We start from the raw sequence: 24,105 nt of genomic DNA on the forward strand, positions 1-24,105 counted from the left end.
GTACGGGATTTTCTTTCACTTTTTCGTGACTTAGGCTAAGCTTTATTTTAACATAATACCTTCAGATAAACTTAACAATAGTTTTACAAAAATATAAATAAGATAACAATTTCTTTAATCATACGCGCAAAAACCCTGCTAAACTCCTATTGTAATAACATTTGTTAATAAGTGGAATGTAACTTCGTTTTACATTGGCTTAACCTTTTCAGGGCTATGTGATATAATGAGGTTCCATGAGTACGAAATTGGCACTTTAGTGATTAAGGATACAGCTGCGCAGCATTTCAGAGCAGTTGCTTGTTATACGTATGATGATAGAAAGGAGCTTTTGTTTCATGAAGAAGGTCATTACTTACGGAACGTTTGATTTACTGCATTGGGGTCATATTAAACTGCTTGAGCGCGCAAAGCAGCTTGGAGATTACCTTGTTGTTGCCATCTCAACAGACGAGTTCAACCTGCAAAAACAAAAAAAGGCCTACCACAGCTATGAACACAGAAAGCTGATTCTGGAAACGATCCGTTATGTCGACGAAGTCATTCCGGAAAACAGCTGGGATCAAAAAGTACGTGACGTAGCGGATCACAACATCGACGTGTTCGTAATGGGAGACGATTGGGAAGGCAAATTCGATTTCCTTAAAGATCAATGCGAAGTCATCTACCTCCCTAGAACCGAAGGCATTTCCACCACACAGATTAAAAAAGAAATTGCCGGGGTGTAATTGAAACATTCGGATATACAGATGATAAAGAAGTACTCCCTCCGGATAGGGAGTACTTCTTGTAATATAAGGTTATTTTCGCTATATTTGTTATGCGCTTTTGAAAAAAAGCTAGACAATAAGAGGAGAATTTAAAGATGAATCTTAGTAACTTTTTTAAGTTGAATAAAAAAGAGTCCAAGCCGTCCGTAGAAGAACGCGAATATACCATTTTAAACAAAGAAGCATTGGCGGAAGAGAAGAAGGTAGCGGTAGTCGTTCCTGTTTATAATGCAGAAGAATATGTAAGGAAAACAGTTGATTCAGTGATCCTTCAAAACATCGGCTTTCAGCATATTTCTTTAATTCTTGTCGATGATTGCTCTACTGATGATTCCAGAAACATCCTGACTGAGTACGCCGAGTTGTATGAAAATATTACAGTCGTCTTTTTGAAAGACAACACGGGAACCCCGGCTTATCCGAGAAACTTGGGGATTGAGCTGGCAAATGCAAAGTACATTACATTTTTGGATGCGGATGATTGGTTTGCGCCGAACGGAGTTAAAATCTTATTCGACATGCTTGAAAGAGATCAGGTAAATTATGCGGTCGGAAAAACGATCGAAATGCAGGTGAACGGTCAAAAAACGATCGGGAAACATGAGTCTTCTCTGAACAGAGCGAAGGTATCGCCTTTTTCAATCCGGCATATTTTCTATCATCTCGGCCCGCGGGCAAGAATGATGAACTTACAATTTCTAAAAGATAATGATATCAGATATCCGGAAATGAAATTTGCTGAAGATAAGCAATTTTTTATGGATGTTCTTTTGGCGTGCGGAGATATTTCAACGTCAACCGAGCCGGTCTATTATCTGAACAGAATGGACAATAATGAGTCGCTGACAAAGCAGACTAATATAATGGAAAAAACCGACACGAACATAGCCGTAATGAAGTATATTCTGAACAAAAAATTAGATACTGAAAAAGAGAAGATGGCAATGAACCGCCTGATCGAATTCGATTCCATTACGCGTCTTTTCGATCGGATGCACTTCCTGAAAAGCGAAAACAAAGAAGCCTACTACAATAAATTCAATGAAATTCTGAATGTGTTAAAGAAGACGAAATACGATATTTCCGAGACATTTTTTCATCCGATTCATAAAACAGCCTACCGTCTGCTGACTCAAAAACGGTATGATGAGGTCGAAAAGCTGTTCCGCTGGTCCAAAAAAGAGCCCGATAAAAACATCGTGACGCAAGGCGGACTGGCTTATTTAGAAAGCCCGCTGACGGATGAAGAAAATAAACTGGTCGAACTTCGCATGCATGGAGAAACGGAAAGCGCGGTGTTCGCCGATCATAAATTCACCGTTACGTTCCGCTTGTTCGGACAGGACAGAAATAATGCCCAATATATTCAGTTTCAGCACAGAGATAATATGAAAGTATTCCACCAGTTTCCGGTTCAGTCACTGGGAGACGGGCGGTACGTCCTTGAAATCCCGTTACGTGACATTGAAAAAGTCGGACTTGGCGGTTATATTATGTATGTCATTTATAACGATTATGAACGTGTCATGTTAAACAGAGACGACGGTGAAAAGGTGACGGCAGAAGCGAACGGACTGCAATATCAATTCTACCGGACGGTGAAGGAGAACCTTTCACTGAAAGTAACAAAATGATGATTGTGATTGGATATGTTTAATTGAAACAGAGGAGTAGACTTATTTTATGGGTATAGAAAATCCTGTCAGATACAAGTTAAAACATCTTAACATAAAGGAAGAGACATTCAGCATTACGATATCCTGTGAAAATGTCACTGCAGGGGAAGAGCCTTCTCTTCAGATTATAAATCGTAAGACAAAAGCGGAACTTTCCGTCCCTCTGAAACGGTTGGCCGGAGAAGGCGGGGAGTACCATGCTGTCATGAGCACGGATCTGCTTTCTGACCATACGGACGGCAAAGGATGTCTGGATTTCTATGTCTCCTTTATCAATGATGACAGTGATATCAGTAAAAAACGGTTAAAATCCAGCCTTGAACCTATTGAACTGTCTTCTTATAAAGATGAGGCTCATCATATGTTCTTTTTCCCTTACACGACGAAGAAAGGGAATTTCTCCTTAAAGCTGCTGCAGAAAAAGTTTGTCACGCGGATTGATGAAATGGAGCTCGAATCTGACGGCAGCTTACATCTGAAAGGTTTTGCATTCCGGCTGAATGCGGCAGAAACCTTAAAGATAAAAGAAAAAAACCTGATTCTTAAAATGAAAAAAGGAAAAGAAGAGGAGCCTCTCATTCTGAAGTATCCGCTTCACGACGTGCCGAGACACGACCTTGATGAATATGTTCAGGACACAACGATGCTTGACACGATAGGCTTTGATACAAAAATTGATTTGAATGCTGTTTATAAAGAATTGAATCAGCAGCTAACCTTTCAATTCCATATTCAATTCATTTTTGAAGATGCCGGGACGGGTGAAGAGATTATCACCAACAGCAAACCGTTAAAGGTTCTGAAATCTGAACAAGTAAACCCTAACCAATTCACGATCCTGAAAACGGAGAAAGGGCCTGCCAGATTTCACGTTTTCACGAAAAAGAAAACGAAAAATCTCCACCTGAGAATGAACGATTACAGCTTCAGCACCCGCGTGGAGTATTTTGTGAAAGGAAAGCTGAAACGGGGCGCTTCCTTTGTACGCAAGAGAAAGAATAAGCTGAAAAAGTTCATTGAGAAAAGAATACAAAACACTTATAAAGCGGGATTCAGGGTTGCGGGGAAACTGCCTGTCAAACAGAAATTTGTCATGTTTGAAAGCTTTGCCGGAAAACAGTACAGCTGCAACCCGCGGGCGATTTATGAATACATGAGCAAAGAGATGCCGGAATACCGTCTCTGCTGGAGTGTAAACCCCGCTTACTCACAGACATTTAAAGATAAAGGAATTCCTTATATCGAACGCTTTACGTTCAAATGGCTGTTTGCCATGGCAAGAGCCGAGTACTGGGTTGTCAACAGCCGTATGCCGCTGTGGATTCCGAAACCTGAGCATACGACATATGTCCAGACATGGCATGGCACGCCTTTAAAGCGCCTTGCCGTAGATATGGATGAAGTGCATATGCCGGGAACAAACACTGAAAAATACAAGCGCAACTTTACGACAGAGGCTTCAAAGTGGGATTACCTGATTTCACCGAACGCATATTCAACCGAAATATTCGCCCGGGCGTTTCAGTTTAATAAAACCATGATTGAATCGGGATATCCGCGGAATGACTTCCTTCAAACGGATAACAGCCCTTCTGTCATCAAAGCGCTGAAAGAAAAAATGAATCTTCCGCAAGATAAAAAAGTGATTATCTACGCACCGACATGGCGGGATGACCAATTTTATAAGAAGGGAAAATACAAGTTTGACCTTGATTTAGACCTTCATCAATTGAGAGAAGCGATCGGCGATCGTTATGTCATTATTTTAAGAATGCATTATCTCGTGGCGGAAAACTTTGATCTCGGACCGTATGAAGGATTTGCGTATGATTTCTCCAGCTACGAAGATATCCGTGAGCTGTATATGGTCTCTGATTTACTCATAACGGACTATTCCTCTGTCTTTTTTGACTATGCAAATCTGAAAAGACCGATGCTGTTTTATGTGCCTGATATCGAAACGTACCGGGATAAACTGAGAGGGTTTTACTTTGACTTTGAAAAAGAAGCGCCCGGCCCGCTTGTCAAAGAAACAGGTGACGTTATCAAATGGGTCAATGAAACGGAATCAGATGATTATAGGCTTCCGGATTCATTCGGGCCTTTTTACGAGAAGTTCTGTTATTTAGAAACCGGGGAATCGTCTGAAAAAGCCGTAAAAGTGATTTTCGGGGACAAGTAAATAAGTGCAAAAAAGCATAATTTAACCACGTTAATTATGCTTTTTTGCTTAAGTGACGGCATGTTGCGCTCATGGGACTCAGGCTTGTTATGAAGTGAAAAATACATCGTAATCTGTTACAATTATGAGCGGTGCTTTTGTAAGTCAAAGCTATTACCTAAAACTTACGACTAAGGAAGATTAGAATGAATGCATTGGTAAAAATTCTGAAAGAGCAATTCAACTCATTTCCGCTGATTATGCGGCTTGCAGTGTACGAAACGAAATCAAAGTATCAAGTGAACTATTTGGGTATATTGTGGCAGTTTCTCAACCCTATGATTCAAATGCTGGCTTACTGGTTCGTATTTGGTCTCGGGATTCGCGGCGGACATGATATGGTGCTTGGAAATGGAGACAGCGTACCGTTCATCGTCTGGATGCTGGCCGGCTTAATTCCTTGGTTCTTTATCAGTCCGACGATACTGGATGCATCTAACAGCGTTTTTAAACGGATAAATTTAGTGTCGAAAATGAACTTTCCGATCAGTTCACTGCCTTCTGTAGTGATAGCATCGAATTTATTCAGTTACTTTGTGATGATGGCGATTTATATTATTGTGCTGCTGAGCAACGGACTGTTTCCGACGCTTCACTGGCTGCAATATATTTATTACTTGTTTTGCATGATCAGTTTTATGTTTGCTTTCGGCCTGTTTAATTCAACCATCAGCGTTTTAATCAGGGACTATCAGTTTTTGCTTCAAGCCGTCACAAGGCTGCTCTTTTTTCTTCTGCCGATTTTCTGGGACATTGCGGAGAAATTCGGAAACAGACCTGAAGTTTTGACCATCTTGAAGTTAAACCCTCTTTTCTATATTATCGAGGGCTTTAGAGACAGCTTTATGGAAGGGCAGTGGTTTTTCCACGATGTGAAATACACGCTGTATTTCTGGTTCGTCACACTGCTGTTATTAACAGTCGGTTCACTTCTTCATATGAAATTCAGAGATAAGTTTGTTGACTTTCTTTAATATAGTAAGGAGATTATACGATGAAACTAAAAGTTTCGTTCAGAAATGTTTCAAAACAGTATTTTCTATATAAAAAACAGTCTGACAAAATTAAAGGACTGTTTTTCCCAAACAGAAATCAAAAAGGTTTTTTCGCTGTCCGAAATGTTTCTTTTGACGTCTATGAAGGGGAAACGATCGGATTCGTAGGGATCAACGGGTCTGGAAAATCAACGATGTCCAATCTGCTTGCAAAGATCATTCCGCCGACAAGCGGGGAGATTGACATGAACGGGCAGCCGTCTTTAATCGCGATTTCTGCCGGATTAAACAATCAATTAAGCGGTAAAGACAACATTCGTTTAAAATGCTTGATGATGGGTCTCAACAATCGGCAGATAGACGAGCTTTATGAAAAAATCGTTGAATTCGCGGATATCGGCGACTTTATAGATCAGCCTGTTAAAAGCTATTCAAGCGGTATGAAATCCCGTCTCGGTTTTGCCATATCGGCGCATATGGACCCTGACATCCTTATTATTGATGAGGCGCTCTCAGTAGGGGACCAGACTTTCTATCAGAAATGTGTGGACCGCATTACGGAGTTTAAAGAACGCGGCAAAACGATCTTTTTCGTCAGTCATTCCATCGGACAGATTGAGAAAATGTGTGATCGGGTGGCTTGGATGCATTACGGCGAAATGCGCATGTTCGACGAAACGAAAGCCGTTGTGAAAGAATATAAAGCTTTTGTGGATTGGTTCAACAAGCTTTCAAAGAAAGAAAAGAAGAAATATCAAAACGAGCAGATTGAAGGCAGAACGCGGGCAGCCGAGGAACAGAAAATCAGTCAGGCGCAGCAAAAGAAAGCGAAGCCCAAATTCATTGCCAATACGATACAGATTACGCTGCTTGCATTGCTGGCTGTCGGCGCAGGCGCTTCGATGTTTTCAGACAAGCCTCTGCGTGCGATTACATCTTTCGGTGACGTCAAACAGAGCGATGCCGGCCTTTATGAGTCTGTGAATAAACCTGCTTTGGTAAAAGCTGAAAAGGCGGACCTTTATACTGAAAAAGATATAAAAGGAAAAGCCTCCGCAAGTGTAAATTTCGGCACGAAGGTGCAGGTAGAAGCCGAAAATAACCAGGCGGCCAAAGTGAAATTAAACGATAAAGAGTACTTTATGAAAAAGACTGATCTGTATAAAGTGAACGCTTTAAAAAAGACGGATGTTCAGCTTAATGATTTCAGCGGCAGTTTATCAAGCCAAACAGCAGAAGAGTTTCTCTCATATCTCAATAAAAGCCGGGACGATGTACAGAGTAAATTGAAAAATCCAGCTGCCGGACAAACGGCTGACGGACGGAACGTATTAAAAACATCCGATGCAAAAACGGATGTAGTGATTGACAAGGATACAGTCTCCGAAGTGGTTTTTCATTTATCGCGTCCCGCAGACATCTCAGCTTTAAGTGAAAAAGGCGGCAGCAAAATCAATCAGAATTTGCTCATGCTTAAAAACCAGGAATATACTTTCTCTGTGAACAATGCTGATCAAACATTGACCGTAACGTCTAAAAAGTAAAGATCACATAAAAAAGCTGCCGGATTCGGCAGCTTTTTCTATTCGTCAGCTTCTTCTTTTTCAAGAAGATCCTTCATGAACGGAATTAATTTATGGCGGATATCCTGATCCTGTAAGGCAAATTCAAGCGTCGTCTCGATAAATCCGAGTTTTTCACCGACATCGTAACGTTTTCCTTCGAAATCATAAGCGAAGACACGCTGAATGTCATTGAGCTTTTGGATGGCGTCCGTTAATTGGATTTCTCCTCCTGCACCGACTTCCTGCTGTTCCAGGTACATGAAAATTTCAGGAGTGAAAACGTATCTTCCTAAAATAGCCAAGTTGGAAGGAGCTGTGCCCGGTTCAGGCTTCTCTACAAAATTTTTGACCTGGTAACGGCGGCCTTCATTTGTTAACGGATCGATAATTCCGTAGCGGTGTGTGTCGCTTTCAGGAACTTGCTGAACACCGATGATTGAAGACAATGTTTTTTCGTATTCATCCATCAGCTGACGAAGTCCCGGTTTTTCAGCCTGGACAATATCATCGCCGAGAAGAACGGCGAAAGGTTCATCGCCGATGAAGTTGCGTGCGCACCAAACGGCATGACCGAGTCCTTTTGGCTCTTTTTGGCGAATATAGTGGATATCCGCAATATTTGACGATTTTTTCACTTTTTGAAGCAGTTCGATTTTCCCTTTTTCTTCTAAATTGCGTTCCAGTTCAGGGGCATTGTCGAAATGGTCTTCTATTGCTCTTTTTCCTTTTCCGGTTACGATAATAATATCTTCGATGCCGGATTCGACAGCTTCTTCGATAATATACTGAATTGTCGGCTTATCAACGATTGGAAGCATTTCTTTAGGCATTGCTTTTGTGGCCGGCAAAAAACGAGTGCCTAAACCTGCTGCCGGAATAATGGCTTTGCGTACTTTCTTCACTGAATAACACCATCCTTGTTTCTGCAAAATCTTTTTTTCAGAACTATAACCTAGTCTTTTTCCACTTTACCACAATTGATTAAAATTCACACCTTTTAATCCGCTTTCAAAGAGTCTTGTAACGGTTTTTGCTTTGTTTGCCATTAAGCTTTACAATATCTAAGAAACGGCATAAATGTGTTAACATGAAGGGATATCCGACATATAAAACGAGGTGCAGACAAACCGTTGAAAAAACTAAAAGTAATGACCGTATTCGGTACAAGACCTGAAGCAATTAAAATGGCTCCGCTCGTATTAGAGCTTGAAAAATATCAGGAAATTGATTCGCTGGTGACTGTAACCGCGCAGCACAGACAGATGCTGGATCAAGTGCTTGAAGCATTCAGCATTACGCCTGATTTTGATTTGAATATTATGAAAGAGCGTCAAACGCTTTCAGAAATTACATCTCATGCTTTGCTGAAACTGGACAAGCTGTTCCAAGAAGTAAAACCAGATATCGTTTTGGTCCACGGAGATACGACGACAACGTTCGCCGGAAGCCTTGCCGCCTTTTATCATCAAATCGCCGTCGGCCATGTGGAAGCCGGTCTGCGTACGCATAATAAATACTCTCCTTTCCCTGAGGAAATCAATCGGCAGATGACGGGCGTGATGGCTGATGTGAATTTTGCGCCGACAAGCCAGGCCGAGCAGAATCTGCTTTCTGAAAATAAAAAGCCGGATTCTATATTTGTCACGGGAAATACAGCGATAGACGCGCTTCAAACGACAGTGCGGGAAGATTATTTTCATCCGATTTTTGACAAGCTGGAAGGAAGCAGGATGATTCTTTTAACAGCGCACAGACGTGAAAATTTAGGCAGGCCGATGGAACAGATGTTTAAGGCCGTCAGAAGAGTCGTTGAAGAGTTTGAGGACGTACAAGTCGTTTATCCCGTTCATTTGAATCCCGCAGTTCGTGAGGCCGCAGAAGCCCATTTCGCTGATTCGGACAGGGTGCACTTAATAGAACCTCTGGAGGTCGTGGATTTCCATAACTTCGCTGCGAAAGCAAGTTTCATTTTGACCGACTCAGGCGGGGTTCAGGAGGAAGCGCCTTCTCTCGGAAAGCCGGTCTTGGTGCTTAGGGACACAACCGAGCGCCCCGAAGGAGTGAAAGCCGGGACATTAAAGCTGGCGGGTACAGATGAAGAAACGGTGTATCAGCTGACAAAACAGCTCTTAACCGATCAGGCTGAATATGAACGGATGTCAAAGGCGTCAAACCCTTATGGTGACGGATCGGCTTCAAAACGGATTGTGGAAGAACTGCTTTATCGGTACGGCTATAGAAAAACCCGTCCGCAGCCTTTTACAGAATAAAAAAACTCTGCATCATATGCAGAGTTTTTTATTATTTCAGGCTTTCTTTTAATTCTTTTTTGACTGAAGCGAGGCTTGCTTCATCTAATTTGTAATAATAGATATTGTTGATTCTCGTTCCCGTTCCCTTCAGTTCATGCTGAGTGACTTTGCTGCGGGCGTTTTTATAGTCAGTCATAACCGTCCACATATCATCGAATGACATGTTTGTTTTCATATTGTTTTCAATGACCTTAAACATATCTCCGAATTTCGTGACAGACGAGATGTTTGCCCCTTTAGAAATAATCCCTTCAATCACTTGGCGCTGGCGCTGCTGCCTGCCGAAATCCCCCCGGGGATCTTCTTTTCTCATACGCGTGTAGGCAAGTGCTTCTTCGCCGTTCAGGCTGATGTTCCCCGTTCCGAAAGAGTGCCCGTCGTAGTTGAAGGCAAACGTGCTGTTCACCGTAATCCCGCCGAGTGTATCCACGGTATCTTTGAAGCTCTCCATGTTTACTTTCACAAAATAATCTACCGGCACGTCAAGCAGGTCCTCGACGGTATCCGCGGCCATCTGCGTTCCGCCGAAAGCATAGGAGTGGTTGATTTTATCCATCGTACCTTTGCCGGAGATTTTCGTATACGTATCACGCGGAATGCTGACCATTTCTGTTGTATTCGTTTTAGGATTGACGGTCATATAAATCATCGTATCCGCGCGCCCTTTGTCATTTTTCCGCTCATCGACGCCCATGATTAAAACAGAAATCGGATCCTTCTTTCCGAGATCTATATCCGTGTCACGTTTGTCCGATTTTTTCAAGTCTTCCTGAATGCTTGCCACCGTTGAAGCCGCTTTGTGCCACAAGTAGTAGACGTAGCCTCCTGATGATAAAACTAACAGCCCGATGATTGTTACGATTGTCAGAAGAACTTTTTTCTTCTTTCTTTTTCGTTCAGCTCTCATTTGTCATCACCTTTTCTATTAACTTTCCTGATACAATTTACTAATCTTTATAAACCCAGTCATATTTTTACTTATAACCATGTAATAGACGAAATTCTTAAAAAAAGGTTACAAAAAGACCTTAAAATTACCTTAAAAAAAAGTTAGTATAAGACGATACATAAAGATGAGGTGAAAAAAATGAAAAAAACTATTGCAGCTTCGTTCTTAATACTGCTTTTTTCTGTTGTATTGGCAGCGTGCGGAACGGCGGATCAATCAAAGAAGGGAAGCGGTTCTTCGGAGAACCAGGCTCAAAAAGAAACGGCATATTATGTCGGTATGGCGGATACGCACACAATTGAAGTAAAAGTGGATGATCAGCCCGTCAGCTTTGAATTTTCTGATGACTTCTCTGATGTTCTGAATAAATTCAGCGAAAATGACAAAGTCAGCATTACGTATTTCACAAATGATAAAGGCCAAAAAGAGATCAAGGAAATCGAGAAAGCAAAATAATACACCATGATCAGCAAAAGGCGGGATAAAAATTGAAGAAAACAATATGGGCTGTCTGTTTTTCTGTGATATTCAGCCTGGCTTTATTACCGGAAAGCACTTTTGCGTCCAGTTCTGATATCTCAGTAAAACTGACGAATTATATTGGTAATAAATCGACTCTGAATATCGAACCTTCAGGAACTTATAAACTGACGGGAAGCGATGTCTCCTCCGTTGCCAGATTGGGAGGCGCGTCCAAATATGATACGGCTAACGCTGCGACATCCAAGTATTGGAAAAACCCATCCAACGTAGTCGTCGTTAATACGGATGCTTATTTTGCGGACACGCTTTCCGTCATTCCTTTAGCGAATAAACTGAAAGCGCCTGTTCTGCTGACTGAAGCGAAAAAACTGAGCAGCAGCACAGAAGCGCAAATCAAGAAATTCAGTCCGGATAATATTTTAATCATCGGCGGAACGAACAGTATTTCGTCAGCCGCGGAAAAGACATTGAAGAAATACGGCCGTACGAAACGGATCAGCGGAAAAAACAGATATGATCTGTCCAAAAATATTGCGGCCGAAATGGGCAGCTATGACCAGGCGGTCGTAGTAACGGGGGATGTATATACGGATGCGCTGGCAATCGCGCCTTATGCTGCGCAAAACGGCTATCCGATTCTCCTGACGAAAAAAGACTCCCTTCCGAGCTACAATCTGCCTAAAAAAGTGATCATCATGGGAGGCACTTCAAGCGTCAGCAAAGATGTGGAGAATCAAATTAAAAAGAAGGCCTCGGTCACCAAAAGAATTACCGGATCAAACAGATATCAAATATCAGCAAACGCAGTCACTTCGCTCGGCATGGATGCAAGCAAAACGGTGGCTGCCAACGGGACTAAATTAGCGGACATCGTTGTCGGATCAAATATTGCCGCCGCAAATCACATGCCGCTTGTATACATCAAAAAAAGCGAAACACCCGCCGAAGAGGCCAGCCTTTTTAAAACGAAAGGCACCTATTCTTATACATTAATAGGCAGCGCAAATTCAATTGCCGATTCAGTTAAGGCTGCTTACGCAAAAGAGTTTTATCTCGTAAACGGAAAGACATACCGTATTGAAACGTCCGGCGGCAAATTAGGCGTTGCAGGCATTAACAGCGGAAAAACGTCTTTCAAGGCGGTTCCTGAAAAATATTCAACAGCAAACACAATCAGCATTGACGGGAAGCCATATCTGGGGAATATGAGTTTCACTGCGGAATCCGGCAAATATGTAAGACCTGTTAATGAAAACATTCCTTTTGAGGATTATCTGAAAGGTGTCCTGCCGAATGAAATGCCGGGAAGCTGGCCGACAGAAGCGCTGAAAGCCCAGGCTGTTGCTGCCCGCACCTACTCTATCGGCAAGATGGGACAAACAGTCGCGGATACAACGGCCTTTCAGGTTTACGGGGGATACAGCTGGTATCCAAACGCCACCGCAGCCGTTAACGGAACAAAAGGGAAAGTGCTCACTTATTCCGGCAGATTGATAGATGCCACTTACTCATCAAGCAATGGCGGTTACATGGAATCCGGCGATGAAGTGTGGGGATCGAAAGTGCCGTATTTAGTAGCCAAAAAGGATACAAAAGATCCGGAAATCAGCTGGTCTTTAACATTGCAGAAGCAGCAGCTGCCAGCGGGTCTGGATATGAAAAATCCCGCATCCTGGTGGTCTAAAACAAACGAAGCAAATGCTGCGCAGCTCAACGGAATAAAAAATTGGCTGATGAAAAATAAAGAAACCAATGCAAGTTCCATAAAAATTGCAAGCATCTCTGATCTCTCGCTCACCGGAAAAACAAAAGGCCAGCGCGCGGAAGACGCCGCGGTGAAGGTCACGTACCATGTGAATGACAAGTCGAAGGGCTATGTCATGAACAAGACTGCATCTGTTGAGGTGAAAGCGTCTGAACTCAGGACGATGATCGGAGCTTCATCTTTTAAAAGCACATACGCCAGTGCGTCCGGTAATTCTTCGCAAATCACGATATCAGGAAAGGGATACGGTCACGGCGTAGGAATGAGTCAATACGGAGCAAAAGAAAGAGCGGAGGCCGGAGAGCCGTATACTTCTATTCTTGCGTTCTATTATCCTAATACAGCACTTACAAACTACTAAACTTCTGTGGAGGAGATCGGATTGAAATTCATCATAAAATGTCTCCCCGTCTTTATTCTCGGGGTCATTCTATTTGTCCCTTCCGCTTTGGCTGACAACACGGTTAAAAGGATCGGCGGAAGCACCCGGTATGATACGGCTGTACTGGCGGCAAAACAATCATGGGGTGAAGCGAAAACGGTCATTATCACCGGCGGAACTTCATATGCCGATGCAATTGCCGCTGCGCCGCTTTCATATCAAAAAAATGCGCCGCTGCTGTTTACAAATAAAGATCAGCTGTCTGCCGGCACAAAAAAGGGATTAATTGATTTAAAAACGAAAAATGTGATTATCGTAGGCGGCACACCTGCCGTTTCGAAAAATACTGAAAATCAAATTGCTAAATTAGGCATCAGTGTCAAACGATTATCAGGGAGCACGAGATATGCCACAGCCGCAAAAGTGGCGGGTGAAATGACAAGATCTTCTACAGCCCTTGTGGTCAACGGGTTTGTTGATGCAGATGGAATGGCTGCGATTTCTTATGCGTCCGCTAAAAAATATCCGGTTTTATTCACTAATGATTCGACATTAAATGGTTCTACGTCCAATGCGATCAAAAGCTTGGGGATTAAAAACACGATTGTCATCGGCGGGACAAGCAGCATCAGCAGCTCACTTTACAATAAACTGCCGAACCCTTCAAGAATCAGCGGCAAAAACCGCTATAACCTGTCTGTGAATCTTGCAAAAAAGACAGGCTTAAGCACAGGCTATACGTTTGTTACCAATGGCTTTAAAGAGGCGGATACCATCGTCGGAGGCGTGCTGAGCGCCAAACAGGGAAGAGTTCACCTGCTGACGAATGGAGACAGTCTGTCAAAAGACGTCCGGACGTATATCGGAAGTAAAAACATCACCAGCTTCACTGTCATAGGAAGTGCTTCATCTTTAAGCAACAATGCCGCGTCACAGCTTAAAAATCCGGTTGTCGGCAAAACGGTCTTTATTGATCCGGGGCATGGCTATCAGGATTCAGGTGCAACCGGAAACGGCTTGCTTGAGAAAAATGTAAACCTTGATATCGCTACGCGTCTTAACAATCAATTATACGGCGCGGGCGCGCTTACTGTAATGTCGAGGAAGGGTGACACCTTTGACTCGCTTGAGGAGAGAGTGAACAAAGGGGCGAAGGCGAACGCCGATATTTTCATCAGCGTCCATGCGAACGCAAATGATAACAGCAGTGCAAACGGTACGGAGACGTATTATGATAAAACGTACCAATCCGCAAACAGTCTGAGGCTTGCCCAAAATATTCAGCCGAGAATGGTTTCTGCTCTCGGCACGCGTGACCGCAGTGTGAAAACTGCCGGATTTTACGTCATTAAGTATTCTAAAATGCCGAGTGTCTTGTTAGAAACCGGTTTTGTCACAAGCCCGATTGATGCCAATATTTTAAAACAATCAACGAAAAAGGACAGACTCGCGGCGGGGATCACCCAAGGCGTTTCCTCCTATTTCCGATAATTTTTTCATGGAAACAGACCGGTTCATACCGGTCTGTTTTTTTATTTTTCATTATGCTTTGTCTCAAATATGGATATGAATAGATTTACAATAAAAAAACAATAATCGAAACATTCTAATAAACATTAACGCTTCCTTTACTTCCAATTAACATCCATCTGCTAAACTCACGGCATAGGTCATCAAACATCCCAACAAATCGTGAGGTGTGTGTCAGTGGGAGCAGAGAAAAGCATGAATGTAAATAATAACTATGCAGTGCGGCAGGGGACTTCCGCTGCCGTTACGGAAAGAACGGCCCGTTATTTGGCTTTTAAGCGATTCATGGACATTGTGTTTGCGCTTGCGGGGCTCTTGGCGGCGCTCCCGGTGATGGGCCTGTTCTCCATACTGATTCGTTTGGAGTCGCCCGGCCCGGCTTTTTATAAGCAGGAGCGGGTAGGCAAAGACGGGAAGCCATTTTATTTGTATAAGCTCCGCTCTATGAAAATAGATGCTGAAAAATCGGGGGCGGTCTGGGCGCTGAAAAAGGATCCCCGCGTGACAAAGGTCGGCGCTTTTATCAGAAGGACCCGTATTGATGAGCTGCCGCAGCTGGTAAATGTGCTTCGGGGAGAAATGAGCCTGATCGGCCCGCGTCCCGAGCGTCCCGTGTTTACGGAACAGTTTCAGGCTGAGATTCCGGGGTTTACGGAGCGGCTGGCCGTTAAGCCGGGATTAAGCGGCTGGGCGCAGGTCAACGGGGGATATGACATGACACCGAGGGAAAAACTAATGTTTGACTTATATTATATCCGCAACCTGACCTTTTCATTGGAACTGAAGATTATGCTCAAAACGTGCAAAGTGATCTGGACCGGTGACGGGGCGCGATAAAAATTCTAGTCAGCAGACAAAAAAGTAGGGAAAACGATGCCTAGTATTACAAATCAAATCTTGAGCGGCGCCAAATGGACAAGTATTTCGACAGCGTGTATTACGGTCATTCAAATCGTCCAATTCGCCCTGCTCGGGCGGGTCATGTCACTGGCTGAATTCGGCCTTGTCGGCATGATCACAACGGTAGTGGTGTTTGCCCAAATTGCGCTGGATATGGGTTTTGGCGCCGCGCTCATTCAAAAAGATCATGTGACTGATAAACAGATGTCTTCCTTGTACTGGCTGAATATCATAACGGGGCTTGCGCTGTTTGCGCTGCTGTTTTTCAGCAGTCCGCTCATCGCCGATTTTTATCGGCGGGAGGAGCTTGTCTATTTAATCCGCGTGCTGGCCGTTATGTTTTTAATCGCGCCGATCGGTCAGCAATACCAGTATATGCTGCAAAAAGCGCTGGCATTTAACACGTTAAGCAAGATTGAAATCTTTTCAAATGTGCTGTCCTTCGTGTATTTGGCGGCCGCGGTTTTTTATACGGACCCGATTCTCGCCTATGTGATTTCTCAGGTGCTGCTGCAATCGTCGAAAGGGATTCTGTACTGGATGGCCTGCAGAAAAACATGGAGACCGGCGTTGGTTTTTGATCTGAAAGGAATGAAAGGCTTCTTTTCTTTCGGGGCCTTTCAGCTGTCTTCCCGGCTTGTGAACCGGCTCGGAGCGAATATTGATATGATTCTGATCGGCAGTTTTATCGGCGCTGAGGCGCTCGGCATTTACAATCTGGCCTACCAGATTGTCACGCTTCCGGTATTAAAAATTAATCCGATCATTACGAGAGTCGCGTTTCCCGTCTTTGCGAAAAACAAGCATGAAAACAGCGTTATCAGAGAAGGATTTCTCAATATGACCAAAATACTCGCGCTGATATCCTTTCCGCTTTTGCTCGGTTTGGTTTCAGTGTCGGATGCATTCGTGGCTTCGGTATTCGGAGAAAAATGGCTGGCGGCTGTCCCGGTTTTAAACGTTCTCGCCATCGTCGGGATATTAAGGGTTCTGATGAATCCGAACGGATCTGTGCTGCTCGCAAAAGGGCGGGCCGATCTGGCGTTTTATTGGGACGCCGGGGTGATGCTGCTGTATGGTGCATCTTTGTACGCCGCCGTGCTGTCCGGAAATCTCTTGACGGTAGCCTGGACGTACGCTTTCATCAGCATCCTGAATTTCCTGATCGGGCGCTGGCTGTTGGCATATGTCATTAAGCTGCGGCTGTCGGCTTACTTCAAAGCCGTGGCCAAACCGTTTCTGCTTACGGCGGCAATGGGTGTCATCGCCTTTACAGCCAGCTTCGGCACGGAGCGGATCAGCCTTGATGTCAAGCTGCGGCTGGCGATCTCCGTAGCCTGCGGCGCGTTGTGTTATTTATTCCTGTTAGGAAAAGCTTATCCGCATATGAAAAGTAAATTAAGAAAAGGACGTTTGCTATGAAGGTATTGTGGATGACAAGTGTCTATCCGAGCAGTGAGAAGCCGGGAGAAGGCGTTTTTCATGAGACGCAGGCCCAAGAACTGAGAAAGCTTGGCGCGGAGATGACCGTCATTTGTCCGCGGCCGAAACTCGCCGCGCCATTCCGGGTGCTGAAAAAGACGTATCGGCAAAAGGATATCAGGCCGGCGCATGAATGGCGGAAAGGCGTGTCCGTCCACCGGCCGTTTTATCAGGCGGTTCCCGGGCAGCTGAAATGGGCGCAGCCGCATAAAAGAATGGCGGAATCCATTCATTCCGAAATTAAAAATCATGGCCTGAAGCCCGATCTGATTCACGCGCATTTCGCCATGCCGTCAGGCGGAGCGGCCGCCATTGTGTCAAAGGCTTTAGGCATTCCGTATGTGCTGACCTTGCATGGCAGTGATGTCAATGTCTATCCGCATTACAGCAAAAGCGCTCATCGCGCATTTACATTTGCGGTGCGGGAAGCAGCCGATATTTACGCTGTGAGCGGCAGTCTGCGGGAACAAATGAAAAAGCTTATCGAAGCGGAGTGCACCGTGCTTCCGATCGGCATCACGCTTGACGCCTTCCGAAAAAGGAACGAGACGAAAGAAGCCGTCAGAAAACGGCTCGGCCTTCCTCCGGATAAAAAACTGATCGTGTTCATCGGCAGGCTTGTCAAAGAGAAAGGCGTTTTCGACTTATCAAAAGCCGCTCAGTCATTGGATGAAAGATATGAAGCCGTCTTTGTCGGTGACGGTCCCGCCGCATCTTCATTGCGTGAAGCCGCTCATATCGTCACGGGGCAAGTGCCGAACGACAAGGTACAGGACTATCTGCTGGCTTCGGATGTAATGGCGCTGCCGTCCTACAGCGAAGGCATGCCGACTGTGGTCATTGAGGCGCTCGCTCTGAAGGTGCCGGTGATCTGCACCGATGTCGGAGGATTAGCTTCTTTATTCGGGAAACACCGGGGGTTGCTGATCAAGCCGGGTTCACCTGAGACGCTTGCAGAATCGATTCTGCAATATGACGAAGGAGAGGCTTGGACGCCGCAAACAGCCGAGGAACTTTATCAAACCGTCCGCACGTATTTTGACGCAAGCCAAAACGCGAAAGCGCTGAAAGAGAAATACCGATCCGTAATGAACCGGGCCGGGCAAGAGGAGAACCTTTCGAAAGAGGGATGAAGCTGTGAAAAAAATCGCTGTATTAGGAACAGGGTATGTAGGTCTTGTATCTGGAACTTGTTTTGCGGAAATCGGCCATCATGTGACTTGCTGTGACATCAATGAAGCGAAAATCAGAAGCTTGCAAAACGGAGTCATCCCGATATATGAACCGGGGCTTGAGGAATTAGCCGAAAAAAATGTCAGTGCCGGGCGCTTATCCTTTACGGCCGGCACTGAGCCGGCTGTGAAAGCCGCTGATATCATCTATATCGCCGTCGGTACGCCGATGTCAAAGACGGGTGAAGCCGATTTGACCTACATTAAGGCAGCGGCGCAAACAATCGGAGAACAGCTGAACGGATACAAAATCATTGTCACCAAAAGCACTGTTCCGGTCGGGACAGGAAAGCTCGTTTACCAAATCGTCAGCGAAGCGTCAAAGGGAAAATATCCGTTTGATGTCGCGTCAAATCCTGAATTCCTCCGCGAAGGTTCGGCGGTGCGGGATACGATGCAGATGGAGCGGGCGGTCATCGGCGCCACAAGCGAACATGCCGCTTCGGTCATTGAAGAGCTTCATAAGCCGTTCCGTACGAAGATCGTAAAGACCAATCTTGAAAGCGCGGAAATGATTAAGTATGCCGCAAATGCTTTTTTAGCCGCCAAAATATCTTTTATTAACGATATCGCCAATATTTGCGAACGTGTCGGGGCGGACATTTCCCACGTGTCAGAAGGCGTCGGTCTTGACAGCCGGATCGGGAATAAATTTCTCCAGGCGGGCATCGGATTCGGCGGATCCTGCTTTCCGAAGGATACAACGGCTTTATTGCATATCGCAAACGCCGCCGGCTATCCGTTTCAAATGATGGAAGCCGTCATTGAAACCAATCAGAAGCAGCGGGTCCGTATTACGGAAAAATTGAACCGCGCCATCGGTCCCTTAAAAGGGAAAACCGTGGCCGTACTGGGGCTGGCCTTTAAACCGCACACAAATGACGTCCGCTCTGCCCCGGCTCTTGATATCATCACAAGTCTTAAAGAGCAGGGCGCTCACGTGAAAGCGTATGATCCGATCGCGATTCCCGAAGCGTCAGCGATATTAGGAGACGGCGGCATTGAATATCACACAGAGCTGTACAGTGCCATCAAAAACGCGGACGCATGCCTGATTACAACAGATTGGCCGGAAGTCAAGGAGATGGATCTTCAGAGAGTGAAGCAGCTGCTCAAACAGCCGGTCATCATTGACGGCAGAAATATGTTTCCGTTGGAATATATGAGGGTTTCAGGATTCACTTATCATTCCGTCGGACGTCCGGCGGTTCATGCCGATCGGCAAATAAAAGAACTGGCAAGATAGAAAAAGATTGTCTTCAGGCTCTCGGCAGCCCGGCTCGGCTGCCGGTTTTGGAAAGGGGTTTGCCATGTGAGTATCAAACGTTCAGCGGCACATGTTCTTGTGCTGCTTGCCGCTCTCATTACAGGAGGATTCATCATGCTGGAGGCGGTCAGGGCGGATGCCGGCTTCGGAAAAATCACCGTGCTGCTGTTTGCCGCCATGATCGGCTTTGCCGGACTTGCTTTGCTATCCGCCTTTACAACAAACGGTCAGATGTTTATGGGGCTCATTTATATACTGATCGCGTGTACATTTTTAAACCAGGCCTTCTTTGCGGTCCATCTCGGATTTTTCAGCTTATTTATATACCGGCTGTTATTAATCGGAGCGGGCGCCCTTCACGTCGCCGGCATCCTGACAAACCGCCATCATATTGACAGATGGAATCGGGTGAATGTAAAAGGGGTTCTGATGTTTTTCGCCTTATGGTTTACATACGGTCTCCTATCGTTATTGTGGGCAAAATCCGTGACGTACGGGATTAAATATTTAGCTTTAATGGGAATGGGCATGTTTTTGATTTATCTTATTGTCATGTTCATTCAGCGCTTTGATCAGCTGATGGTTTTTTACGGCATATGGCTTGTGATGACCATTTTTGTGATGGCGATCGGCTTTTACAACCATTTTACACACCACCATCTGCCGAGCTCCACGCTTTATAACGGCCCGCAGTACAAACAGCATTATCCGACGTCCGTTTTCTTTAATCAAAATGATTTCGCGACGTTTTTGTGCATCAGTTTCTTTCTGTATGCAGCGGCGGTGAAAAATATGAAAAACGGCTATGTGAAGGCCGTCAGCCTGCTCGTTGCGATCTGCGCTTTGTATTTAATCATTTTGACCGGTTCGCGCGCGAGTCTGCTGGGCATATGCGCGGGAGCGGCTGTATACGTCTTCATCCTGCTGCCTTCCCTGTTGAAAAAGCTCGCGCTGTACGCAGCGGGAGCGGGTGCGGCGCTGTTTGCGGTTTTATTTGCGGGCCGTATCACCAATGCCGTCTTGAATCTGTTTTCAGCTCCGCAGGCGATGCCGGGACAGCAACCGCTTCCTTCCAACCTTGCGAGGGCGAATCTTTTAAAAAACGCCTTTCACTATGTGATTGATTCCTGGGGGTTCGGAGTGGGTGCCGGAAACGTCTCTTACTATTTAAAAGCGGAGCCCGTTTATGATACGGGCGGCGTAGTTGAGGTGCACAACTGGCTCGTCGAGATTATGGCGAACTTCGGCGTTCTTACGATGCTCGGTTACCTGACAGTCTATTTGTTCCTTTTTTGGACACTTTATAAATGTCATGAAAGAAAATCGGAAAATCAGTCAAGACTGATCACAGAAGGACTTATCACGGCGATGGCCGGTTTTTTGGTAAGCAGCATCAGCCCAAGCTCCGTATCAAATTTATTTTTCCACTGGGTATTTCTCTCGCTCGTGATCGCGGCGGTCAATATATTGAGGCGTTTACAAAAGGAGCCTGCCGTCACGGCGTACTATGAAAAACAGGGAGATGCGAGATGAAGGATATGTTGACAAGAATAACCCGGCGTATCAAAAAGAATATCATTTGGATCATTGCGCTGCCCGTTGTGTTAGGGGCAGCGGGATATGTATTGCCGTCAAAAATCAGCGGGGGCAGCAGTTTTACATCAGAAGCCGCGATCGCCGCGGGAAATTATGATCATCCGCTTTATAACAATACAAAAGAAATCCCGCTCCTTTTGACGAGCGATGCCTTTTTAAAGCAGGCTTTGCCTGATAAAACAGACGAAGAAAGAGCGGCCGTGAAAAGTAAACTGACTGTCGAAACACAATCAGATTCATTGATCACGGTCAGCTACAGCGGCCAAAACAAACAGGAGACCGAATCGGTGTTTCAAGCCGTCATAAAAACTTTTCTGAAGAATGATCAGGACCTGTTTGAAAAACGGGCAAAAGTAGTGCGGCAGAGTATTGCTGCGCTTGAAGGAGAAACCGTCAGCGCGGACGCCAAAGTGGATAAGGAACGATTTTTATACGAATTGAAAAATACGCAGCTGAACCTGAAAGCGGCCGGCATCATCAATTCAGAGCCGATGAATGAAACGGCGGGACAAGGCATGCCGCCGAAAAAGAAAGCGGTTCTGGGCGTTTTAATCGGCATTGCAGTTGCATTTATGTTCATTGTCATTCCTGAGTTTTTTAGAGAGTCCTTGTAAAAATCTGCGATGGAGATGTGACCATGACAAACTGGAAACCTTTCGTATCTGTCATTACACCGTCTTATAATGCAAGTGAATATATCGAAGACACGATTCAGTCTGTTTTACATCAAAGCCACCCGCATTGGGAAATGATTATCGCGGATGATTGTTCAACGGACGGAACGAGAGATATTTTACGGCAATATGAACAAAAGGATGAGCGGATCCGCGTCGTTTATTTAGATAAAAACGGGGGAGCCGCAGCTGCCAGAAATACAGCCCTTAAACATGCCAAGGGCCGTTATGTCGCATTTCTGGACAGCGATGACAGATGGAAAAAGGAAAAGCTTCAAAAACAGCTTGCGTTTATGGCAGAGCGGTCCTGCGCTTTTTCATTTACGGGCTACAGCGTCATGGAGCAGGACGGAACGCCGACGGACAAAACGATTCAAGCCCCTGAAAGCCTGTCATATGATGAAGCTTTAAAAAACACGATTATCGGATGTTTAACGGTCATGATTGACAGAGAGCAGACGGGGCAGATTCAAATGCCTGATATCAGAACGCGGCAGGATTTAGCGACATGGCTTTCCCTGCTGAAAAGGGGATTTACGGCTTACGGCCTGAATGAGTGCCTTTCAGAATACAGGCTTGTGCAGAATTCGATTTCAAGCAACAAGTGGAAAGCCGCAAAAAAAACGTGGTTTGTTTATAGAGAAATTGAGCGCCTGCATTTTATCAAGGCTTCGTGGTGTTTTATGCAATATGCAAAAAACGCGGTCTTGAAAAGACTGTAGGCGTCAGAGGAGCTGGGTGATGAAGGTGGAACCGATTATTCACGTAATCGTCGGAGCGGCGGAATGGGGGCATGACCGTTTGAGATACAGACGGCACCGGCTGGCTGAATTTCTCGCCCGGCAAAAAGAAACGAAAAGCGTCATTTGGGTATGCCCGTCTCCGCGAGCCAATGATGGTCAAATGGCCGGGATCGCCGAGGGAATCCGGCAGTTCACTGTAAAGGATCTCATGCAGCAAAAAGCTTTCCGCTTCGGCAGGTATACAGACATGTGCTACAGGCATAAGCTTTCACCATTGGTGAACATGCTGAAGGAAGAAGGAGAAGGGGCCCGCTGCTGCTTATGGTACACCTTCCCCGGTTTTCCGCTGCTGGCAGATCTGTTTCCTTGGGATGAAGTGATTTACGATTGCAGTGATCTGTGGGCCGCTCCGATCAGCGGCCGGTCCGGGGTGCTGTCAAATGTTAGAAGAAACATCATTAAACAGGCGGAAATGAGAATCATTCAGCGTGCCGATTCCATTACGTGTACATCTGACTGTCTGCACCGGGAGGTCGGAAAAAAGCTGGAGAATCCGCACCAGAAAGTGTTCACCATTGAAAACGGAGTGGAATATGACCTGTTTTCACGGGAAAATAAACAGCCGGATGAAGACATTTTACGGGGACGGAACGGAACGGTTCTCGGTTTTATCGGCGGAATCAAACCGAAGCTCGATTTTGCGCTTATGGCGGAAACGGCAGATGTGAGGCCTGACTGGACGATTTTATTGGTAGGCCCGAACACGGCTCAGGACGATCCGGATTTCAAGTCGCTTCTGGAGCGTCCGAATGTCATCTGGACGGGACCTGCCGCGCCGAATGAAGTGCCGTCCTATATGCAGCTTGTCGACATCGGCATCATGCCGTATAAAAATTCACCTTATAATGACGCGGTATTTCCGCTTAAGCTTTTTGAATTTTTAGCCGCCGGGAAACCGGTTGTCGGCTGCAACCTTTCTTCTACGTCAAAAATCAAAAGGCCTTTCGTCTATGAATACGTTGAAGGCAGTGACCCCGCAGATTTCATCGCGGCCTGCGACGCGCTTCTGGCAGCGGACCGCAGCGGATCATATGAGGCTTTGCGCCGTGAATTGGCCCGGAGACGGGATTGGAATGTTTTATTCGGCCGAATGCTCGAATGCACGGGTATATTGAAAAATGCGCAATCCCATTAAAAGGGAAAGCGCATTTTTTGATTTGCGTGTTTCTTTTTGATGATGCTTGTTATAATAACTAGTAAGAATTATAATGGAAGGAACGGTTCAATATCAGAAAAGACTTCATATAATTCCAAAGGAGACTTCTTTATGCTTGACGAACGCATGTTTCGCATAGTTGTTGCGTTTTTTGTCTCTCTGCTAACGGTTTTAATCCTAACTCCTATCGTAAAAAAAATTGCGATCAAAATAGGTGCAGTTGACCAGCCCAGCAACCGAAAAGTACATGATAAAATAATGCCCCGTATGGGCGGCCTGGCCATCTTTATCGGCGTAGCGGCGGGGGTGCTCGCGGCCGGTATATATAATGAAACGAAAATGACCGC

General features: G+C 45.2%; 19 protein-coding genes and 1 pseudogene. 18 read left to right on the plus strand and 2 right to left on the minus strand.

All coding sequences use genetic code 11. The annotated features are described in order from the left end of the window. Positions 1-338 precede the first annotated feature (338 nt). The 5 genes from tagD to tagH all read left to right on the plus strand — a co-directional run bounded on the left by tagD (position 339) and on the right by tagH (position 7,206). On the plus strand, positions 339-728 hold the full coding sequence (tagD, locus tag BGM27_RS12495) for a glycerol-3-phosphate cytidylyltransferase (protein ID WP_003151361.1): 390 nt from the start codon (positions 339-341) through the stop codon (positions 726-728). 137 nt (positions 729-865) lie between these two features. Further along, entirely contained in the window at positions 866-2,404 is a 1,539-nt protein-coding gene (locus BGM27_RS12500) for a glycosyltransferase family 2 protein (RefSeq protein WP_007407500.1), read from the plus strand. A 49-nt stretch (positions 2,405-2,453) separates the two neighbouring features. After that, the gene (locus tag BGM27_RS12505; protein ID WP_007407499.1) at positions 2,454-4,628 is read left to right on the plus strand and encodes a CDP-glycerol glycerophosphotransferase family protein; all 2,175 of its coding nucleotides are present in this window, start codon (positions 2,454-2,456) and stop codon (positions 4,626-4,628) included. Between the two features lie 185 nt (positions 4,629-4,813). Continuing rightward, complete coding sequence (locus tag BGM27_RS12510; RefSeq protein WP_003151365.1) at positions 4,814-5,641, plus strand: ABC transporter permease; 828 nt, start codon at positions 4,814-4,816, stop codon at positions 5,639-5,641. Positions 5,642-5,661: 20 nt separating this feature from the next. Then, on the plus strand, positions 5,662-7,206 hold the full coding sequence (tagH, locus tag BGM27_RS12515; RefSeq protein WP_007407498.1) for a teichoic acids export ABC transporter ATP-binding subunit TagH: 1,545 nt from the start codon (positions 5,662-5,664) through the stop codon (positions 7,204-7,206). Between the two features lie 38 nt (positions 7,207-7,244). Here the strand turns inward: tagH and galU are convergent, their stop codons facing one another. Beyond that, positions 7,245-8,129: a UTP--glucose-1-phosphate uridylyltransferase GalU gene (gene galU / locus BGM27_RS12520; protein ID WP_003151367.1), complete on the minus strand. Its 885-nt coding sequence runs from the start codon at positions 8,127-8,129 to the stop codon at positions 7,245-7,247. Positions 8,130-8,357: 228 nt separating this feature from the next. On the opposite strand from galU, the gene wecB reads away from it, so the two are divergent. Then, positions 8,358-9,497 carry a non-hydrolyzing UDP-N-acetylglucosamine 2-epimerase gene (gene wecB / locus BGM27_RS12525; protein WP_007407497.1) on the plus strand — a complete coding sequence of 380 codons (1,140 nt, stop codon included), beginning with the start codon at positions 8,358-8,360 and terminating at the stop codon, positions 9,495-9,497. A 31-nt stretch (positions 9,498-9,528) separates the two neighbouring features. Here wecB and tagU read toward each other — a convergent pair whose 3' ends face one another. After that, a complete protein-coding gene (tagU, locus tag BGM27_RS12530; RefSeq protein WP_003151369.1) occupies positions 9,529-10,446 on the minus strand; it encodes a polyisoprenyl-teichoic acid--peptidoglycan teichoic acid transferase TagU in 918 nt (305 codons plus the stop codon). Between the two features lie 180 nt (positions 10,447-10,626). Between tagU and BGM27_RS12535 the strand changes: the two genes are divergently transcribed. The 12 genes and pseudogenes from BGM27_RS12535 to BGM27_RS12590 form a co-directional block, all read left to right on the plus strand. Next, positions 10,627-10,944: a hypothetical protein gene (locus tag BGM27_RS12535; protein WP_007407496.1), complete on the plus strand. Its 318-nt coding sequence runs from the start codon at positions 10,627-10,629 to the stop codon at positions 10,942-10,944. Between the two features lie 32 nt (positions 10,945-10,976). Continuing rightward, positions 10,977-13,097: a SpoIID/LytB domain-containing protein gene (locus BGM27_RS12540; RefSeq protein ID WP_007407495.1), complete on the plus strand. Its 2,121-nt coding sequence runs from the start codon at positions 10,977-10,979 to the stop codon at positions 13,095-13,097. 21 nt (positions 13,098-13,118) lie between these two features. Continuing rightward, on the plus strand, positions 13,119-14,609 hold the full coding sequence (locus BGM27_RS12545) for an N-acetylmuramoyl-L-alanine amidase (RefSeq protein WP_007407494.1): 1,491 nt from the start codon (positions 13,119-13,121) through the stop codon (positions 14,607-14,609). A 216-nt stretch (positions 14,610-14,825) separates the two neighbouring features. Further along, positions 14,826-15,485: an exopolysaccharide biosynthesis polyprenyl glycosylphosphotransferase gene (locus tag BGM27_RS12550; RefSeq protein ID WP_003151373.1), complete on the plus strand. Its 660-nt coding sequence runs from the start codon at positions 14,826-14,828 to the stop codon at positions 15,483-15,485. Positions 15,486-15,521: 36 nt separating this feature from the next. Further along, on the plus strand, positions 15,522-16,970 hold the full coding sequence (gene tuaB / locus BGM27_RS12555; RefSeq protein ID WP_007407492.1) for a teichuronic acid biosynthesis protein TuaB: 1,449 nt from the start codon (positions 15,522-15,524) through the stop codon (positions 16,968-16,970). Then, positions 16,967-18,163, plus strand: a complete 1,197-nt coding sequence (gene tuaC / locus BGM27_RS12560) for a teichuronic acid biosynthesis protein TuaC (RefSeq protein WP_007407491.1) — start codon at positions 16,967-16,969, stop codon at positions 18,161-18,163. The genes tuaB and tuaC overlap by 4 nt, the downstream gene beginning before the upstream one ends. A gap of 4 nt (positions 18,164-18,167) precedes the next feature. Then, the gene (tuaD, locus tag BGM27_RS12565) at positions 18,168-19,508 is read left to right on the plus strand and encodes a UDP-glucose 6-dehydrogenase TuaD (RefSeq protein ID WP_007407490.1); all 1,341 of its coding nucleotides are present in this window, start codon (positions 18,168-18,170) and stop codon (positions 19,506-19,508) included. Between the two features lie 66 nt (positions 19,509-19,574). Continuing rightward, positions 19,575-21,062: a teichuronic acid biosynthesis protein TuaE gene (gene tuaE, locus BGM27_RS12570; RefSeq protein ID WP_007407489.1), complete on the plus strand. Its 1,488-nt coding sequence runs from the start codon at positions 19,575-19,577 to the stop codon at positions 21,060-21,062. Further along, entirely contained in the window at positions 21,059-21,739 is a 681-nt protein-coding gene (tuaF, locus tag BGM27_RS12575) for a teichuronic acid biosynthesis protein TuaF (RefSeq protein ID WP_007407488.1), read from the plus strand. The genes tuaE and tuaF overlap by 4 nt, the downstream gene beginning before the upstream one ends. Before the next feature lie 23 nt (positions 21,740-21,762). Next, positions 21,763-22,521 (plus strand): teichuronic acid biosynthesis protein TuaG, encoded by a 759-nt coding sequence (gene tuaG, locus BGM27_RS12580; RefSeq protein WP_003151380.1) that lies wholly within the window; start codon positions 21,763-21,765, stop codon positions 22,519-22,521. A 19-nt stretch (positions 22,522-22,540) separates the two neighbouring features. After that, complete coding sequence (gene tuaH, locus BGM27_RS12585) at positions 22,541-23,737, plus strand: teichuronic acid biosynthesis protein TuaH (RefSeq protein ID WP_007407487.1); 1,197 nt, start codon at positions 22,541-22,543, stop codon at positions 23,735-23,737. Between the two features lie 132 nt (positions 23,738-23,869). Continuing rightward, positions 23,870-24,105: pseudogene (locus BGM27_RS12590) on the plus strand (undecaprenyl-phosphate alpha-N-acetylglucosaminyl 1-phosphate transferase); the annotation flags it as partial.

This window comes from Bacillus sp. FJAT-27001 (genome assembly GCF_019039175.1).
In the GTDB taxonomy this organism is placed as follows: domain Bacteria; phylum Bacillota; class Bacilli; order Bacillales; family Bacillaceae; genus Bacillus; species Bacillus velezensis.

Coding starts and splice junctions, on each gene's coding strand:
- tagD (WP_003151361.1), top strand. CDS start 339: ATGAAGAAGGTCATTACTTACGGAACGTTTGATTTACTGCATTGGGGT.
- BGM27_RS12500 (WP_007407500.1), top strand. CDS start 866: ATGAATCTTAGTAACTTTTTTAAGTTGAATAAAAAAGAGTCCAAGCCG.
- BGM27_RS12505 (WP_007407499.1), top strand. CDS start 2,454: ATGGGTATAGAAAATCCTGTCAGATACAAGTTAAAACATCTTAACATA.
- BGM27_RS12510 (WP_003151365.1), top strand. CDS start 4,814: ATGAATGCATTGGTAAAAATTCTGAAAGAGCAATTCAACTCATTTCCG.
- tagH (WP_007407498.1), top strand. CDS start 5,662: ATGAAACTAAAAGTTTCGTTCAGAAATGTTTCAAAACAGTATTTTCTA.
- tagU (WP_003151369.1), bottom strand. CDS start 10,446: ATGAGAGCTGAACGAAAAAGAAAGAAGAAAAAAGTTCTTCTGACAATC.
- BGM27_RS12535 (WP_007407496.1), top strand. CDS start 10,627: ATGAAAAAAACTATTGCAGCTTCGTTCTTAATACTGCTTTTTTCTGTT.
- tuaB (WP_007407492.1), top strand. CDS start 15,522: ATGCCTAGTATTACAAATCAAATCTTGAGCGGCGCCAAATGGACAAGT.
- tuaC (WP_007407491.1), top strand. CDS start 16,967: ATGAAGGTATTGTGGATGACAAGTGTCTATCCGAGCAGTGAGAAGCCG.
- tuaF (WP_007407488.1), top strand. CDS start 21,059: ATGAAGGATATGTTGACAAGAATAACCCGGCGTATCAAAAAGAATATC.
- tuaG (WP_003151380.1), top strand. CDS start 21,763: ATGACAAACTGGAAACCTTTCGTATCTGTCATTACACCGTCTTATAAT.
- tuaH (WP_007407487.1), top strand. CDS start 22,541: ATGAAGGTGGAACCGATTATTCACGTAATCGTCGGAGCGGCGGAATGG.